This window comes from Alteromonas sp. CNT1-28, assembly GCF_022348345.1.
Lineage (GTDB): Bacteria > Pseudomonadota > Gammaproteobacteria > Enterobacterales > Alteromonadaceae > Alteromonas > Alteromonas macleodii.
Map to the genome: position 1 here is coordinate 16461 of NZ_JAKREZ010000032.1, position 16212 is coordinate 32672.

Consider the following 16212-nt stretch of genomic DNA (forward strand, 5'->3'; position numbering starts at 1 on the left):
AAAAAACCTGACATCCTTGTCTTTAGATTTTCAGACGTACTATCGCTTGTATTCAGCAGGTATGCCTTTGCCTGGTGTGCTCATTTTAATAAACTCGCGTAGGTCTTGGTTGGACTGTTTTAAGTCGTCGCGACGCAGATACATCATGTGGCCACTGCGATATCCCTTAAAGCTCAAACGGTCTTTTAAATTGCCACTTTGATCGAGCTGCCACATCGTATACTTTGCATCAAAGTAGTTCGTTGCGCCGTCGTAATAGCCAGCTTGAATCATCACATTCAGATACGGGTTTTGCGCCATGGCCAATCGCAAGTTCTCACCGGTTTGATTATTGCTTCTATCCCATGGGTGCACGTTTCCAAACATGTTGTACTTAATATCAGTTTTGTAGTTTAACTCTTCACGCAAATAGTAATTAATAGCGGGCGTGAACGAATGAAGCCATGATGTTAGCTCAGCCCAATAGTCAGGGCGGTCGCCGCTTTGCTTAGCATCTATACCCAAATAGCGGCTGTCTAAACGACCTAGCGTCTTCCCTTCCTCGCGCAGTAAGTCTTTCCAGAAAAATGCAGTGCTCACGTCTAAGTTGTTTTGCGCAATAGACGCTTCACTTAACCCAGAATAGCGCGCCATTTGCTTTAACACATCGTGCTTTTCCGATTCACCAATGAAGCCACCTTTGGCCAGAGCAGGAATAAGCGTATTGATGGTGAAGTCTTCAACTTCAGGCAATAGCTCAGTAAGATCTTTGTTTTGCAACGCGGGTTCAAGCTTATTGTGATACCACGCCGCGGCAGCAAAATAAGGCAGTCGATTAGCGGCTTTTACCGGCCCGTTGCGCTCTATACCAATATCGGTTGGCGATACAAGCACAACGCCGTTTAAGTACATCCATTGGCGATTTTGAAGCTCTAATGCTAATCCTGACACACGCGTCGTGCCGTAACTTTCACCGATAAGATATTTAGGTGAACGCCAGCGATTATTACGCGTTACAAAAGTATTCACCCAGTCTGCCAAATAGCTAATATCGGCGTTTACACCAAAGAACATTTTCTGCTGTTCATCTTGCGATGGCATGCTGCCGTCAGCTTTAGGCAGCACACGGCTGTACCCTGTATTCACTGGGTTAACAAACACAATGTCTGCCACATCCAAAATGGAGTAAGGATTGGTTTGAACACCATAGGGCTGAACTGGATAGCCTTCATCGTCAATATTAAGAATACGAGGGCCTGTGTAGGCTACATGCATCCACACTGACGCAGAGCCTGGACCACCGTTAAAAGAAATAATAAGCGGGCGCTCAGTATTCTCTTTTACGTCAGTGCGCTGATAGTAAGTGTAAAACAAAGTGGCAACCGCTTCGTCTTTACTGTTCCAAACCGGTTGAGTACCCGTGGTAGCACTGTACTTTACGCGCTTGCCTAGGATTTTAGTTTCGTGCTCTGTCACTACACTGCTATCAATTTTTATTGAACGAGCATGGGCAGATGCGCTTTCTTCTTGCGCTGAAGCACTGGTAGTTAAGCTTACAAAAGCAATTAAGGCTGCCGTTAACCATGCTAGGGTCGCGTGCGATTGCGCTTTGTGTTTATTTTTACCCAGACTTAATAATACGGGCGATGTATTTCTAACTAAGGATTGAATATTCATCATTATTATCTTTGAGTGTCGTTAATTTTATCTTTTTTGTGTTGTCTTTGTATTGCACGCTTTACTATATCGCTGTTCACATGACAGCTTAGCAATGAACGACAAAACGACCAATTTCTTCGATACATTTCTGTAACACGGTTAAGCCTTTCAAATATTCTCAGGGCCATTGATTTTTATGTGTGTAATGAGTTCAGGGAAAAACGTTAAGAATCTCGCTTCAATCTCGTCTCTGTTCGCATTAATATCATCCACAGCAAGATGAAACGTGTTGGGAAAACGAATACGTTTAGCAACCACAGTAATCGCCTTAGCAATGCCCTCTTCCTTAGCATAACCTTCAAACCAGTCATGGGTTATCATATGCCCGACACTGTGCTGCATCGTTCTTGGCATAGTGGGCAATCGCTGTTCTAACAATGCGAAACTTTGTTCCCTGAAGTCGTCAAAACCCTGTGTTGTAAACGACGCCCAATGTTTAATTAGCAAGTGATCGAAGTAGATATCCAGCGCCACAGGTGCAAAGCGCCGACGACTTTTATGAAATAACGCCTTTGCTGCTAAGACGCTGGTATGACTGTCGGTGAACCTATCGACTTCATAGTGGTTTTTAAGACCTAGCCGTACCGCTTGTCCAAACTCTTTAATATCAACACCCCGCCTGAAATCACCGAGTAGGTTACCGAATTGAGAATCGGCAGTTGGTCGGGCTAAGAAAAGATGGGCAAGATAATTCATTTTGTAATTTATTGGCCTCTATTTTAAGTTGTAAGGGCTTGTTGGTATCAAGTAAAATTGCGGTCCAATTCAGATACGCTGAATTTTGTATTTTTATAAGGCGAAACTGCCGAAACTAGCGTTGGCAGCAGCCAAATTCAAATGTAACTGAAAAACCGTAGCACTTAAAATTGAGTTTCAACATGTCTGTAATTTCCACTTCTGAAGTCACGTCTCTACTTTCACCAATCAATGCCTTTTTACATTGCGAGACGCCACAGTCGTGGATAGACGAAGCGCAGAAAGAGGAAAACCTTCGCGTTATCCTTACTGACCACCTAATTTGCGAGCTTAAAGCGGCTCAGTCGGCTATGTACCTACTTCGCCGCTATGTAGCCGATGAGGAAACCAGTAAGGTATTGCTGGGCTGGTTGAAACCTTACGAAGACTTCACTTACCGCCACGAAGGCGATTGGCAATCGCTTAATACTAAGCACCTTTCCAAAAATGTATTTAACACTGAAGGGCTAGACCCTTTTAAAAAAGACATGCTTGATAAAATGGTCATGCTAATTAAAGAAGAGCTTCATCATTTTTACCAAGTGCTAGAAATTATGCACGAGTTGGGGTTTGAATATAAGTCGGTAACATCCAGTCGTTACGCCAATGGCTTGTTGCGTCACGTACGCACTTACGAACCTGAAAAGCTTGTCGACAAGCTCATTTGTGGTGCCTACATTGAAGCGCGCTCCTGTGAACGCTTTGCCAAACTTGCGCCGTATGTTTCCGAAAATTTAGGCAAGTTCTATGTGTCGCTGTTGCGCTCTGAGGCCAGACACTTTGAAGACTACCTAACGCTGGCTGGGCAAATCGCTAAAACCGATATTTCAGAGCGCGTTGCCCACTTCGGAAGCGTTGAAAAATCGCTGATTGAAAGCGACGATGACGAATTGCGTTTCCACTCAGGTGCACCACGCTAAAGTTAACGCTTTGCATCCGTTTATAAATTAATCAATTTATATTGACGGCTTAGTCATTCTGCTGCACACTCAATTTGTAAACATATTGTTAACGGCAGTGTTTAGCGCTTTGCGCTGTGTTTGTGTTTCCTTGGTTTTACGGTTAATCCGTGTGTTCTCCCTGCCTCACAACAATATTTTTTAAAATAATAACGTTGGTGAACAAGGCAGGACTTTATGATTTTGAATCATTTAATTGGTATTTACACTCATCCAAAAGAAGAGTGGCAAACCATTGATACCAAACACGAAACCTATTTTTACGCGCTTACCCATATCGCTTTTATATCTCTCATTCCATCACTCGTGGCCTATTATTCCAGTGCCCATACTGGCTGGAGTATCGGCGCAGGTGACATAATTCGCCTTAGCGAAAATACCGCCATTATGATGGGTATAGGCATGTATTTTGGATTAATTGCAGGCGTGGTCGCATTGGCTGTACTTATTCATGAGTTGGCTAAAGCGTTTGATGCGACACCAACTTATACGCAGTCGCTGGAACTTGCGGCCTACACGGCTACACCGTTGTTTATGGTGGGCATCGCAGGTCTTTACCCAGAACTCTGGGTGGTGATGACGGCGCTGTTAGTCGGTATTAGCTATTCGGTATACCTGCTCTATTCTGGCGTGCCAATTTTGATGCATATGCCAGAAGATAAAGGGTTCATTTACTCAAGCTCGGTAGTGACATGTGGGCTAGTATTGCTCGTTATTCTAATGACAGGTTCGATATTGGTGTGGGGACTGTACGGCGGACCGGTATTTGTTCACTAGCCTCTTACTTTAAAAGCATTAAAAAAGCCGCTTCAAAAAGCGGCTTGTTGTTATATCAAAGAGCGTCTTACATTAATCAGCAGCATCAATATTATGCACATCAAGATTGCTAAGCTCTGCTTGTATCACTGGCGCTTTTCTAGACGCTTCACCGCGCGACATATCAATTCGCTCAAGGTACTCTTGGTCGATATCCGCAGTAATATAGTTACCATCAAACACTGACGTTTCAAAACGCTGAATGGTTTCGTTCTCTTCGCGAACGGCATCTACCAAGTCAGAAATGTCTTGGAAGATAAGGCCATCTGCTTGGATAAGCTCTGCAATTTGATCGATTTCACGACCATAAGCAATCAGTTCGTTTGCCGATGGCATATCAATACCATACACATTTGGGAAACGAATTTCTGGAGCAGCTGACGCAAAGTATACTTTCTTCGCACCTGACTCACGCGCCATCTCAATGATTTGACCCGATGTAGTACCGCGCACGATAGAGTCATCGACAAGCAGTACACTCTTATCTTTAAACTCAGATGAGATTGCGTTTAGCTTACGGCGTACTGATTTTTTACGCATGGTTTGGCCAGGCATAATGAAAGTACGGCCAATGTAGCGATTTTTAACAAAGCCTTGGCGATATGGCAAATCCAGTGTGTTCGCGATTTGAAGCGCCACATCCATCGACGTTTCAGGAATAGGAATAACCACGTCGATATCCAGATCTGCCCATTCGCGCTTAATTTTTTCACCTAGCTTACGGCCCATGTTTACACGCGATGCATAAACTGAAATGCCATCTATGAAGCTATCTGGGCGAGCAAAATAAACAAACTCAAAGATACACGGAGAGGTTACTGGATTCTCGGCGCACTGTCTGGTGTGCAGTTGACCCTCTTCGGTAATAAATACCGCTTCACCTGGCATTACATCGCGCACAAACTGGAAGCCAACAGCATCAAGCGCCACGCTTTCAGATGCCACCATCCATTCCTCACCCAGCTCGCTTATACGCTTACCGAGTGCTAGAGGACGAATACCGTGCGGGTCGCGAAACGCTACAATACCTTGGCCGATGATCGCCGCAACGACTGCGTAGGCACCTCTGATCTTTTTGTGAACTTTCGTTACCACTTCAAAAATGTGTTCGGCACTTACGCTTAAACCTGCTACCTGCTGCAGTTCATGCGCAAGAATGTTAAGCAGTAATTCTGAATCTGAGGTGGTGTTGATGTGGCGGCGTGCAATGCGGAATACTTCTTCCTGCAGCTCATGGGCGTTGGTGAGGTTGCCGTTATGAGCAAAGGCAATACCAAACGGCGAGTTCACATAAAACGGTTGTGCTTCTGCAGAGCTTGATGTACCCGCAGTTGGGTAGCGAACGTGACCAATCCCCATGTTGCCAGACAATCTTTTCATATGGCGGGTATGAAACACGTCTCGAACCAAACCATTTGCCTTGCGCAAATTAAACATATTTTGGTCGATAGTCATAATGCCTGCGGCATCCTGTCCTCGGTGTTGAATAACCGTTAGACCGTCGTACAGTGACTGAGCTACGGGCGTTTTACCAACTATTCCGACTATACCACACATGTGCGTTACCTATTTCAAGCGGGATTTAAGAAACTGGAGGAGTCTTTCACATAGCTGAAAAACCACTCTATGATGACACCAAACTCGGGAATGAGCACCGATGATTGCCACCAATCTGAGGAGGCTGCGCCAGTGAAGGTGTCCATAAAAAAGAGCAATGCGCTAACTATAAGCACGCCACGCAGTGCACCAAAAACTATACCTAGGGCCCTATCTGTGCCAGACAACCCTGTTGCCTGAACCAGCTGGCTAATAACGTAATTAATCATGCCGCCCAGAATGAGCGTGGTGACAAACAATGCCGCAATTGCAGCACCATTTTTTAAATAAGGGTCGTCAATGGCTGTAAAATAAACGGCAAGGTCAGCGTAGAAATTGCTTGATATAAAGAGTGCAGCAAACCACACCACTAGCGAGATGGCTTCTTTAACAAACCCTCTGATCAGGCTTATTAAGGTAGATACCGCAATGATACCCAGTATGGAAAAGTCTACCCAGTTCATCGTCTCTTTATTGCGTTGATGTTGCTTTTTATTGTGAAGCAACGAGCCTTTGGCGAGATGGCGCGCATTCTAACAGAAGATAGAAATATTACTAGTCTGTAATACCAATCACTGCCTCTCCATTCATGCTAAATTCGACAAGCATGATGAACACCACGCGTTACTCAACTTTGAACGTGGTGACTTTACCTTTAAGACTCGTAAGCTCTTTTAAATGTGGTAGTGCCGACTCCAGCTTCTTCTTGTCTAAATCTGGGCCAACAAAGACTTTATTGAGCGGGCCAGAGCTGGTTTGAATTTTTCGACTAAACGCGCGATATCCAGCCTTTTCTAGCTTGGCGAGCAGTGCCTTCACGTTTTTTTCGTGACGGAAGCTGCCAAGTTGAATAACCCAACCTGCGTCATCGTCTGCGGCACTTTTTGTATTAACCACCGTTTGGCTTGCTAGATTGTCCTCTTCTTCAAAGGTTTTCACCGCTGGCGCTTTTGCGGTAGTGGCTTCACCTGCACTACCACTTTCCCCTGCGCCAGAAGAATCCAGATCATCATCTAATGCCGTTTCATCTTGGATTTCAACCGCTGGCACCGCAGCTTTCGCTACGCGCTCTGATGGAAAAGATTCTGGCTCTACGATGGGCTTTTTAGGCGGATTAGCAGGTACAGAGACAAAAGGTTCTCTGTTTGTTTGCTTTTTGCCATCAAGAAAGTCTGGTAAAAAGATTACCGCTAGGGCGACAACAATAATTGTCCCCACCAGTCTATTCTTTAATGCCGATGTCACTGTGCTCTCCTGCTTGAATACACGGTTTTACTCTACAATGCGCGTGTTAGTTTTGCCCAGCAAGCACGTCTGCTACGGTAACAAAAGAACCAAAAACGAGAATAAGTTCACCAGTTTGATAATCTGCAAGCGCGCGCTGATATGCCGAGGTCACGTCCTGAAACGTGTCTATATTCTCTATGGTTGTGCCGGCATTAACAAGTGCATTTTCAAGTACTTCTGCCTTACAGCCCCGAGGACCACTTGTTGATGCTACGTACCACTTGGCATTAAGTGCCGCCAGTGGCGCTAAGGTCTCTGCAATAGACTTATCTTTTAGCATGCCCACCACAACGCGCATTTGGCTTACATCGTAACGGTTTAGCCAATCTTGCATAGCTGTCGTCGCCTGTGGATTATGGGCAACGTCTACAACTACTAACGGGGAATCACTGATAGTCTGCTGGCGCCCCGGCATGGTGGTGTTCTCAATAATGTCTCTTACCACGCTTTCTTCGGGCAGCAAATCTAGTAGCTCCAGCGCGGCCAACGCTGTACTCGCATTTTGAAGTGGAATTTTAGGATAAGGTAGCGACGTATAACTATTGCACTTCCCTTTCCAGCTCCACTCGCTGTAATCACTTGATACCACTGTTTCGAAATCTTGTGTAGCCCAACGTACGTTAGCTTGTAGCTCGTTAGCCACATCGTAAAGCGATGATGGAGGAAACAGTTCACCAACCACTGCATTGCCGTTTTTGCGCATAATGCCCGCTTTTTCCCGAGCAATTTTTTCGCGGGTATTACCAAGCCAATCTTGATGGTCAAGATCGATAGTCGTAATAACAGCTAGATTGGGATCAATAATGTTGGTGGCATCCAAACGTCCGCCTAGGCCTACTTCAAGAATGACCACATCAACAGCCCATGACTGCATCATTTTCATGGCAGCCAGTGTACCGAACTCAAAGTAAGTTAGAGTAATAGGTTCGCCAACCGTGTCTTTCCGCGCGTTTTCAACAAACTCAAATGCACTTACAAATTCATCGGCAGGCGGTAATTCGCCGTTGTAGCGCACGCGTTCACGATAGTCGGTTAAATGGGGTGAACTGTATACCGCAACACTTTTACCTTGCGATAGCATGGCCTGTTCGAGCAAGCGACACGTTGTGCCTTTACCGTTAGTGCCTGCAACAGTAATAACCAAAGACTGGCTAAGTGAAAGTGCCATGGCATTGGCCACTTCTTTCACTCTGTCTAGCCCCATATCGATGGCGCTAGGATGAATAGATTCTAGGTAGGATAACCACTGGCTCAGGCTTTTTTGCGAAGATGAAGACGCTGAGGCGTTTTCTGCGTGTGGCGCTGAGCCAGTATTTAGATTGTTTTCGTTATTCACTAATTCTTATAATGCAACTTAACCAACAGGCTGTGTAATCTATCACGCATATCTCTGCGGTCAACAATCATATCAATTGCACCTTTCTCAACAAGGAATTCACTGCGTTGGAAACCTTCGGGCAGCTTTTCTCTTACTGTTTGTTCAATTACGCGAGGGCCTGCGAAGCCGATAAGCGCTTTTGGCTCGGCTACGTTAACATCACCAAGCATTGCCAAACTTGCAGATACACCGCCCATTGTAGGGTCTGTAAGTACACTAATATAAGGCAGGCCTTTTTTACTCATTTTGGCAAGCGCTGCAGATGTTTTAGCCATTTGCATTAGCGACATCAGTGCTTCTTGCATACGCGCACCACCACTTGCACTGAAGCAAATAAGCGGCATATCGTTTTCTAAGCATGCATTAACAGCAGCAACGAAACGAGCACCTACAACCGATGCCATTGAGCCGCCCATAAACGCGAACTCAAAACACGCAACCACTACCGGCATACCTTTTAGTTTGCCCTGCATTACCACTAGCGCATCTTTCTCGTTTGTTGCCTTTTGTGCAGCAACAATACGGTCTTTATAACGCTTAGAGTCTTTGAATTTAAGTACGTCTTGCGGCTCGTGCTCTGCACCTAACTCAACGCGATCGCCATCGTCTAAGAAGGCATCGATACGGCGGCGTGCCGTAATACGCATGTGATGGTCACATTTAGGGCAAACTTCCTGAAGTTTTTCCAGTTCGCTCTTATACAGCACAGCTTGGCATGAACCACACTTCGTCCAGATACCTTCTGGTACGTTACCTTTGGTTGATGTTTGCGTGCGAGGAAGAATTTTTTGAATCCAGCTCATGGAAATTGAATCCTTTGTTTTTTGTTTGCCGACCATGACGATTGATGTTTGTTCATACTTGTGGTCAACAACACATTAATTTTTTAAGTTTCATACTGTATTACAAAGAAAAAATACGTAACACAATAGAACAGCTACTTAATATAGCGCGCTATTAGACCACAATACAACGAAATGGAAAAAACAAAACTGGTCTTAGAAGTTGGCAACTGAGCTCACTAATGCCTGCCTACGTTTGCTTTTGCGTAAATTATTGCTGACGAGACTCAAAAAACATGGGGGTTATTGAACGCCCTGGCACTGCATTTTTGGAAACTGATTAATACCTGAGTGACGTTCTAGCGATAGTTGCCTTTGTCCACTTTCGACAAAATGATTCAGTGCACTATCTATTTTATTTTTGAGAGAGTTTAAATCAGAACGAATAACAAACACTAAACGAGCCCGACTAACAACGTTTGGTGACTGATAGAATTCTGAAGAACAAAACGTCTTGTTAAACATAACTGCACGCGCGTTGTGTTCATTCATTATCGCAAAGTCACAGCGCCCTTTCGACATCATCATAGCCATTGTATATTGGCTACTTGAGTCAACCCTATGAATATTACCTTCTTTTTTCTCAAAGAACTGCTGTAAAACGGGATAAGTAAAGCCATATCTAGTACAAATACTAGAGGATAAATTTTCCTCAGGTACAAATGGCCCTTCAAAACTTGAAGTTGAGTAGATATAGCTGTCGTGCTTTATCAACTCTTCGCTAAATAAAAAGTCGTTCGGTTTACTTATCCAACTTTCGGAAGATAAAAATAAATCTATCGATGACGACTTTAACAAATCTTCGCTTCTAGCACGATTCGAATCTAAATAAACAATACGAAACTGATTCGTTAGCTCATCCGAATTGAAAAAATCAACGACTATGCCTTCATAGCGTTTTGAGTTCTCATCATAATATAAATAAGGGGCAGCGCCTGGTGTGTTAACCGCGAAACGTACCTTAGGGGTTTTATCTTTTATATCGGCACCATGTGCTAATGCCGTTAAACACAGTAACAAACCAAAAGTTCTTGATAAAAATTTAAAGATGATCACACTAATTCCTTTTATGCATCGACAGTGCTATGTGCGATCCGGCAAAAACAACGGCCCTAAAGGCGGTTTAGGCAAACCATGCTCGTCTGGGTATGTGACGTCAACCAAGTACAACCCATTTGGCTTTGCCGTCGCTGCAGATTTACTTCTGTCTTTTAGGCTTAACAAGTGACCTATCCAATTTACATCTTGCTCCCCTGCCCCAATCTCAACAAGCGCGCCCGTGATATTGCGAACCATATGATGCAAGAAAGCATTGGCGCGAATATCGATAATAACGTATCGCCCTTGGCGATATACGCTTACATCAGTAACGTTGCGAAATGGTGTTTTACTTTGGCAAAGCGCTGCGCGAAAAGAGGTAAAATCTTGTTCGCCTAGCAAGGCTTGTGCGGCAACATGCATTTTTTTCTCGTCTAATTCGCGGTGGATATGGGTAACCCCGGAATGGAGAATAGCAGGACGCATTTTCGCATTATGAATAACGTAACGATAGCGGCGATGGGTAGCAGAAAAACGTGCATGGAAGTCATCGCTGACGTTCTTTGCCCAGGTAACAGCAACAGAGTTGGGCAGATTCGCATTTACGCCGAGTGTCCAAGCGCGCTCTGAGCGTGGTGCATCACAGTTAAAGTGAACCACTTGCCCAGTAGCGTGTACACCAGCATCGGTACGTCCAGCGCACTGCACTTCAATGGGTTCGTTGGCTACTGTCGATAGTGCCTTTTCAAGATGTTCCTGAACACTTGGTACTTCACGCTGGCGTTGCCATCCGTATACAGCAGCACCGTCGTATTCAATCCCTAAGGCAATTCGCCCCATATCTGTATTACCCCGTTTCTGAAAAGGCGCTAAGTGTAGTCATGTCGCTTGCAACATGCAATGCCGCTAATACGCAAAACTCTTTTAGGTCATAGAAAATAAATGTACATCACCTAAAACAAAAACGGCCTGTATATCTTGTAAATATACTGGCCGTCCAAAATCTCAAACGAGAGCGCGGTTATGCGCATAAGAGCAAACTACTTAAGCAATATTCGCTAAAATCGATGCGGCTTCCTGTTTCTGCTCTTCGCTACCCTCTTTCATTACTTCTTCAAGCAACTCTTTTGCAGCGTCCACATCGTCCATTTCAATATAAGCGCGAGCTAAGTCCAGGTTAGCGTTCTGCCCTGCGTCTTTATCTATATCAATCACCGTATCTTCATCAGATACACCTGTGAAGTCAGATAAACTTACATCAAGATCTAGCGCTTGGCTATCCGGGTCAATAGCATCTGCATCATCGCCATCGTCCATTAAAGCCTCCACATCAAGGAAGTCTTCTGGTGGCGTTTGCGCGTCACTTTCACCATCGACATCACTAAGTAAGGCGGCAAGATCTAAATCAGGGTTATCGAGTTTAAGATCATCCTCTTGAGCCTTTTCAGTCTCAACGGATTGAGCCTCTTGTTCGTCCTCTTCAATTTCAGTTGGCGTGGCAATATCCAATTCCACATCATCTGGAATTTCAAGGTCGTCTAATGCAAGTTCCGAATCATCTTCTTCAAGGGCGAAAGTATCTTCGTCGTCTTCTTGCTCAGACTCAAAAGCACCATCTTCGTCTAGCTCAAAGGTTTCATCTTCTTCGTCTAGTTCAAACGTATCATCGCTTTCGTCGAATCCAAGGTTGTCGTCACTCCCTTCTAACTCGAATGTGGCTTCATCATCTTCCTGCTCAAGTTCGAAAGTATCTTCACTCTCTGCTGAAGATGCTTCTGGATCCTGACCGTCGTCATCACTTTCAATTTCACTGGTGTCGACATCACTTGTATCAACAATAGCGTCTGACTCAAGACTTTGAAGAAGCTCATCGAATTCCGCACTGTCAAGATCGTCAAGAATCTCGTTGTCGTCTACATGATCGTCGTCATCGGAAGCAGACAGCCAGTCGTCAAGGCCAGGAACATCGTCAAGTTCGTTAAAGTCTTCTTCGCTGTTCTTATCTGAATCGCTTTGGTTTAAATCAGTTTCTTCAGGTGAACTCGATTCTTCAGCAGCACTAGATTCTGATGATATTTCGTCATCTTCACCGTCTACTACACCGTCGATTTCTTGCTCTAATTCAAAGCTTTCTACTTCGTCATACGCAGCGTTTAACAGGCTGTCGTCGTATTCATCACTGTCTTCTGCTGAAGCATCTTCCGCTGGCTCTGTTGGCGCTGAGGGCTTTTCCTGCGCTGATGGCTCTTCATCAGCTAAAGGCTCTTCCGTATCCATCTGACTGAACGAAGGAATATCATCCATCATCTGTCTTTCAAACGCTTCAATAGCGTCATCTAGTGGATCGTCTGACGTTTGCCCTGCCTTTTCTTCAGCGTCTTCATCGACAGCGTCGAGCTCTGGCTCTACGTCTGTTTCTGGCTCTAGTTCTGCCTCAGCTTCCGTTTCTAGCTCTACTTCATCTTCCGAGTCGGTTTCAGGCTCAGCTTCGAATTCTAGCTCTGATTCTGGCTCTGGCTCAGATTCAAGTTCCGCCTCTAATTCAGGCTCAATCTCAGTGTCTTGTTCTGCATCTACTTCAGTGCCAAATTCTGATTCTGACTCGGCTTCCGCCTCAAGCTCTACTTCATCTTCCAAGTCGGCTTCAGTTTCAGGTTCAACTTTTTCTTCTGGTTCTAGGTCTTGTTCTGTTTCAGAGTCGATATCCTGTTCTAATTCAGATTCAAGCTCAGGCTCAGATTCAAATTCTAGCTCTGATTCTGGCTCAGGCTCAGACTCCAGTTCCGCTTCTAGTTCAGGCTCAAGCTCAGCGTCTTGTTCTTCTTCTACTTCGGTGCCAAGATCTGGCTCTGGTTCTGACTTCGGTTCACCTTCGGCTTCCGTCTCAAGTTCTACTTCATCTTCAAAGTCAGCTTCTAGCTCAGCTTCTGGTTCTGACTCAAACTCGACTTCAGGTTCGAACTCTGCATCTGTTTCATCATCTGGTTCTATTTCAGACTCAAGCTCAGAAAGTAGCTCGTCTGTCAGCAAATCTGCACCTTCACTGCTTTTAGATTCTTCAGCTTCTAGTTCAGCAAGCAACTCATCAGTTAACGGGTCGCTGAAATCATCTTCGCTCGCAACTTCTTCATCGCTTTCAGGCGTTTCAAGGTCTACGTCTTCATCGTGAGCTTCTGGACTAACTTCAGGCTCGCCATCTAACTCTGCTTCAAGTTCTGCAAGTAGTTCATCAGTAAACGGATCGTCAAAATCACCGTCCTCATTAGATTGAGTAGGTAACTCGCTAGAAGCGCTTTCATCAAGCTCTATATCAGAAGGCATTTGATCCGCTGAGGGCATTTGCTCCGCTGAAGGCTCTTCAGCAAGCTCATCTTCCGCCTGTAGCTCAGCAATAAGCTCATCGGAAAGAGGGTCACTGAAGTCCGCGTTAGTTTCGATTTCGTCGGTGACTATTTCGTCTAAATCGTCGGTAATGGCATCAAGACTCTGAATAGACTGCGGCGACGGCGAAGAAGTTGTTATTTCTTCCTCAAGATCATCCTCGTCTTCGTCATCTTCTTCACCTAGGTCACCCATCATTTCGATTTGCTCAATTTCATTTAACAAATCGTCGGTGATTTTATCAATTTCTTTATTTTGCTGATTAATTTCGTCGTCGAGCTTGCTCAGCATATCCTCATTGATAAGGTCATCGTTGCTATCTAGCTCATCAGTTAGACCTGCATCAACGCCGTGCTCTTCTAGCAAATCGTCAATACTGATTTCAGGCTTATCGTCCTCATCTTCTACTGTTGGCAAAGATGAAACACTTTCTGTCTCTTCGTCAGCGTCAGATAAATCATCAACCGAGCTGGCAAGCAACGCGTCTATATCGTCTTCATCAACATTGTCAGATTCAGCGGTTCCGTTAACCTCAGCCAGTATGTCGTCAGGGTCTACATCGCCCGACTCATCTAGCTCATCACTCTCAAGTTCTGCCGCGTCTTGGCTTTGTACATCATCAAGCAAGTCATCAATGTCAAAATCATCGTCATCTGTCGATGCAGCCTCGTCAGCAACTTCCGCCTTTGGCTCGTTTTCATCGGCAGCATCTTCATCAAAGATGTCGTCATCCCCTGACAGGTCGAAGCCTTCAAGGTCGTCAGTGTCGTTTTCGTTTAATACTTTATCTGACAGGTCATCGTCATCAAACAGACTATCTAGTTCACTTTGATCAAGCTCATCATCGCCAGCTTCAAACAAGTCATCACTGCCATCGTCTGGCACCAACATGTCGTCTTCAAGGTCAGCGAAGGTTTCTAGTTCGTCATCTAGGCTTTCTTCTAAATCTGAGGTAAGTACGTCATCAAGTAGGTCGTCGTCATTGAACAAGTCATCATCTGACAACTCTGCTTTATCATCAAAGTCAGGGGCCAGTGCACTTGAAAGATCGCCAATGTCAGAATCAGGTACCGGCACTTCATCGTTATCGGCTGTAATCGTAGGTCCAGCCGCAGGCGCTTCGTCAGGCTTACTATTACGTTTTAGCAGCCACATGATAAGACCACCAACTAACAATAGTGACAGAATTGCCGAGCCTATAATTAGACTCAAAGGGCTGGTAAGTGCGCTTAAAAACGAAGACTGCTTTTCTGCTTCGCGCTGCGCTTGCTCGGCCTTGATCATGTCGAGCAATTCTTGCTGAAGCGCCACTTGCATATCAAGCTGGCTCTTAACATCACCTTCGACTTGCCCACGCAAGGTTTCTAGTTCGCCATTAACAGCCTCAACACGCTCGTACAAGCGTCTGTTTTCGTTAAGAATCGCTTCAACATTTTCCAGTGAGGCTGCAAACTGCATACGCAGTTCGTCAAATTGTCGGGTTTGCTCATGATCCAAGCGAGTGATTTTCTGCTCAATATCAGTTTGGGTTTGCGTCAAGTCTTGTTGATTGACTAAAGGAGATGCAGGCTTGATGTTTCTCACGCTACTGCCAGGTTTATTAAGCATTTCAGCAAATGCTCTATCATCCTGCTCAGCGCGCATCTGGGCTTTTTGCTTATCAATTCTGGCGATATACCGCTCTGATGGTAACTTTAATACCGCGCCATCAACTAATAAATTCAAATTGCCGTTTTCAAATGCGTTTGGATTGAGCTCGTAAATGGCGCTCATAACCTGATATACGCTCAGGTTATTGTTTTGGCGATAGCGCTCGGCAATACGCCATAAGGTGTCGTTGGCGTCGATAGGGCCATATTCCAAGCCCGAATACTGATCAGTTGCGTCTTTGGGACCTTTCAAGAAGGTAGCGCGTTCTTGTGCATCAACAGTGATGATAGGGCCAGACAAACAAAGTGTTAGTAAAAGTAAGCCCGTCAAATGCAATTTCATAGCAGTCCTATATGCCCTCAAGCGTCTTTACCACCCGAGACGTATGGGCGGATTTTCTAGCCAATCAGTACGGAAGAAAATATTGGCTTTTATTTTTATTCTTAAGCCACCTTGAAACCATTAATAATCAAGCCAGCGTTTTACAGTCTTTATGAACTTAGCAGTAAGATTTATTTGCGCTTTATATAGTTCTTACCGTTCGCCTAAGTGTCTGACTGAGTATTGTTTTTAACGTTGTTCTATTCCTAACTTTACAAACTATAAACCAGTTATTAAGGGTGATCTAGTTAGACAGTAGTATTGAACCTCTCTATTGCCCAAATTTTAGCTAAAAGCCGCCATCTGGTAGCTTCAAGTGCTGTCTTTCTATCCCGTTGAACAGTGCTGCCTTATTGCAACAGGAATCGCCCTTTCATTGCGTATCGGCAAGCACAGAAAAATGTTTACCTTTTCCTGTGCTTATCCGATTAATCAGAGACTGAACCTTCGT

12 protein-coding genes are annotated in these 16212 nt (G+C 44.7%); 2 read left to right on the forward strand and 10 right to left on the reverse strand.

The window, feature by feature from the left end; translation table 11 throughout:
• Window positions 1-39: 39 nt before the first annotated feature.
• Both MHN02_RS17060 and MHN02_RS17065 read right to left on the reverse strand, forming a co-directional pair.
• Window positions 40-1656, reverse strand: coding sequence for a carboxypeptidase (locus tag MHN02_RS17060; RefSeq protein ID WP_239247484.1), 1617 nt, complete (start codon window positions 1654-1656; stop codon window positions 40-42).
• A gap of 150 nt (window positions 1657-1806) precedes the next feature.
• Complete coding sequence (locus MHN02_RS17065) at window positions 1807-2394, reverse strand: ACP phosphodiesterase (protein WP_239247464.1); 588 nt, start codon at window positions 2392-2394, stop codon at window positions 1807-1809.
• Window positions 2395-2576: 182 nt separating this feature from the next.
• Between MHN02_RS17065 and miaE the strand changes: the two genes are divergently transcribed.
• Together miaE and MHN02_RS17075 are read left to right on the forward strand one after the other, a co-directional pair.
• Window positions 2577-3353 (forward strand): tRNA isopentenyl-2-thiomethyl-A-37 hydroxylase MiaE, encoded by a 777-nt coding sequence (gene miaE / locus MHN02_RS17070; RefSeq protein WP_014976880.1) that lies wholly within the window; start codon window positions 2577-2579, stop codon window positions 3351-3353.
• A 216-nt stretch (window positions 3354-3569) separates the two neighbouring features.
• The gene (locus MHN02_RS17075; RefSeq protein ID WP_239247465.1) at window positions 3570-4169 is read left to right on the forward strand and encodes a Yip1 family protein; all 600 of its coding nucleotides are present in this window, start codon (window positions 3570-3572) and stop codon (window positions 4167-4169) included.
• A gap of 72 nt (window positions 4170-4241) precedes the next feature.
• Here the strand turns inward: MHN02_RS17075 and purF are convergent, their stop codons facing one another.
• The 8 genes from purF to MHN02_RS17115 form a co-directional block, all read right to left on the reverse strand.
• A complete protein-coding gene (gene purF / locus MHN02_RS17080; protein ID WP_239247466.1) occupies window positions 4242-5765 on the reverse strand; it encodes an amidophosphoribosyltransferase in 1524 nt (507 codons plus the stop codon).
• A gap of 14 nt (window positions 5766-5779) precedes the next feature.
• Entirely contained in the window at window positions 5780-6268 is a 489-nt protein-coding gene (locus MHN02_RS17085; RefSeq protein ID WP_014998799.1) for a CvpA family protein, read from the reverse strand.
• A gap of 160 nt (window positions 6269-6428) precedes the next feature.
• Window positions 6429-7049 carry an SPOR domain-containing protein gene (locus MHN02_RS17090; RefSeq protein WP_239247467.1) on the reverse strand — a complete coding sequence of 207 codons (621 nt, stop codon included), beginning with the start codon at window positions 7047-7049 and terminating at the stop codon, window positions 6429-6431.
• Between the two features lie 46 nt (window positions 7050-7095).
• On the reverse strand, window positions 7096-8427 hold the full coding sequence (gene folC, locus MHN02_RS17095; RefSeq protein ID WP_239247469.1) for a bifunctional tetrahydrofolate synthase/dihydrofolate synthase: 1332 nt from the start codon (window positions 8425-8427) through the stop codon (window positions 7096-7098).
• Window positions 8427-9272, reverse strand: coding sequence for an acetyl-CoA carboxylase, carboxyltransferase subunit beta (gene accD / locus MHN02_RS17100; RefSeq protein WP_014949945.1), 846 nt, complete (start codon window positions 9270-9272; stop codon window positions 8427-8429). The genes folC and accD overlap by 1 nt, the downstream gene beginning before the upstream one ends.
• Before the next feature lie 282 nt (window positions 9273-9554).
• The gene (locus tag MHN02_RS17105) at window positions 9555-10367 is read right to left on the reverse strand and encodes an ABC transporter substrate-binding protein (RefSeq protein WP_061486085.1); all 813 of its coding nucleotides are present in this window, start codon (window positions 10365-10367) and stop codon (window positions 9555-9557) included.
• A gap of 27 nt (window positions 10368-10394) precedes the next feature.
• Window positions 10395-11189: a tRNA pseudouridine(38-40) synthase TruA gene (truA, locus tag MHN02_RS17110; RefSeq protein WP_061486086.1), complete on the reverse strand. Its 795-nt coding sequence runs from the start codon at window positions 11187-11189 to the stop codon at window positions 10395-10397.
• A 204-nt stretch (window positions 11190-11393) separates the two neighbouring features.
• Window positions 11394-15722 carry a FimV/HubP family polar landmark protein gene (locus tag MHN02_RS17115; protein WP_239247471.1) on the reverse strand — a complete coding sequence of 1443 codons (4329 nt, stop codon included), beginning with the start codon at window positions 15720-15722 and terminating at the stop codon, window positions 11394-11396.
• Between the last annotated feature and the right edge of the window lie 490 nt (window positions 15723-16212).

Bases quoted from the DNA above. Each gene is read 5' to 3' on its own strand.
- miaE (WP_014976880.1), top strand. From the start codon at position 2,577: ATGTCTGTAATTTCCACTTCTGAAGTCACGTCTCTACTTTCACCAATC.
- MHN02_RS17060 (WP_239247484.1), bottom strand. From the start codon at position 1,656: ATGAATATTCAATCCTTAGTTAGAAATACATCGCCCGTATTATTAAGT.
- MHN02_RS17115 (WP_239247471.1), bottom strand. From the start codon at position 15,722: ATGAAATTGCATTTGACGGGCTTACTTTTACTAACACTTTGTTTGTCT.
- purF (WP_239247466.1), bottom strand. From the start codon at position 5,765: ATGTGTGGTATAGTCGGAATAGTTGGTAAAACGCCCGTAGCTCAGTCA.
- accD (WP_014949945.1), bottom strand. From the start codon at position 9,272: ATGAGCTGGATTCAAAAAATTCTTCCTCGCACGCAAACATCAACCAAA.
- truA (WP_061486086.1), bottom strand. From the start codon at position 11,189: ATGGGGCGAATTGCCTTAGGGATTGAATACGACGGTGCTGCTGTATAC.
- MHN02_RS17065 (WP_239247464.1), bottom strand. From the start codon at position 2,394: ATGAATTATCTTGCCCATCTTTTCTTAGCCCGACCAACTGCCGATTCT.
- MHN02_RS17085 (WP_014998799.1), bottom strand. From the start codon at position 6,268: ATGAACTGGGTAGACTTTTCCATACTGGGTATCATTGCGGTATCTACC.
- MHN02_RS17075 (WP_239247465.1), top strand. From the start codon at position 3,570: ATGATTTTGAATCATTTAATTGGTATTTACACTCATCCAAAAGAAGAG.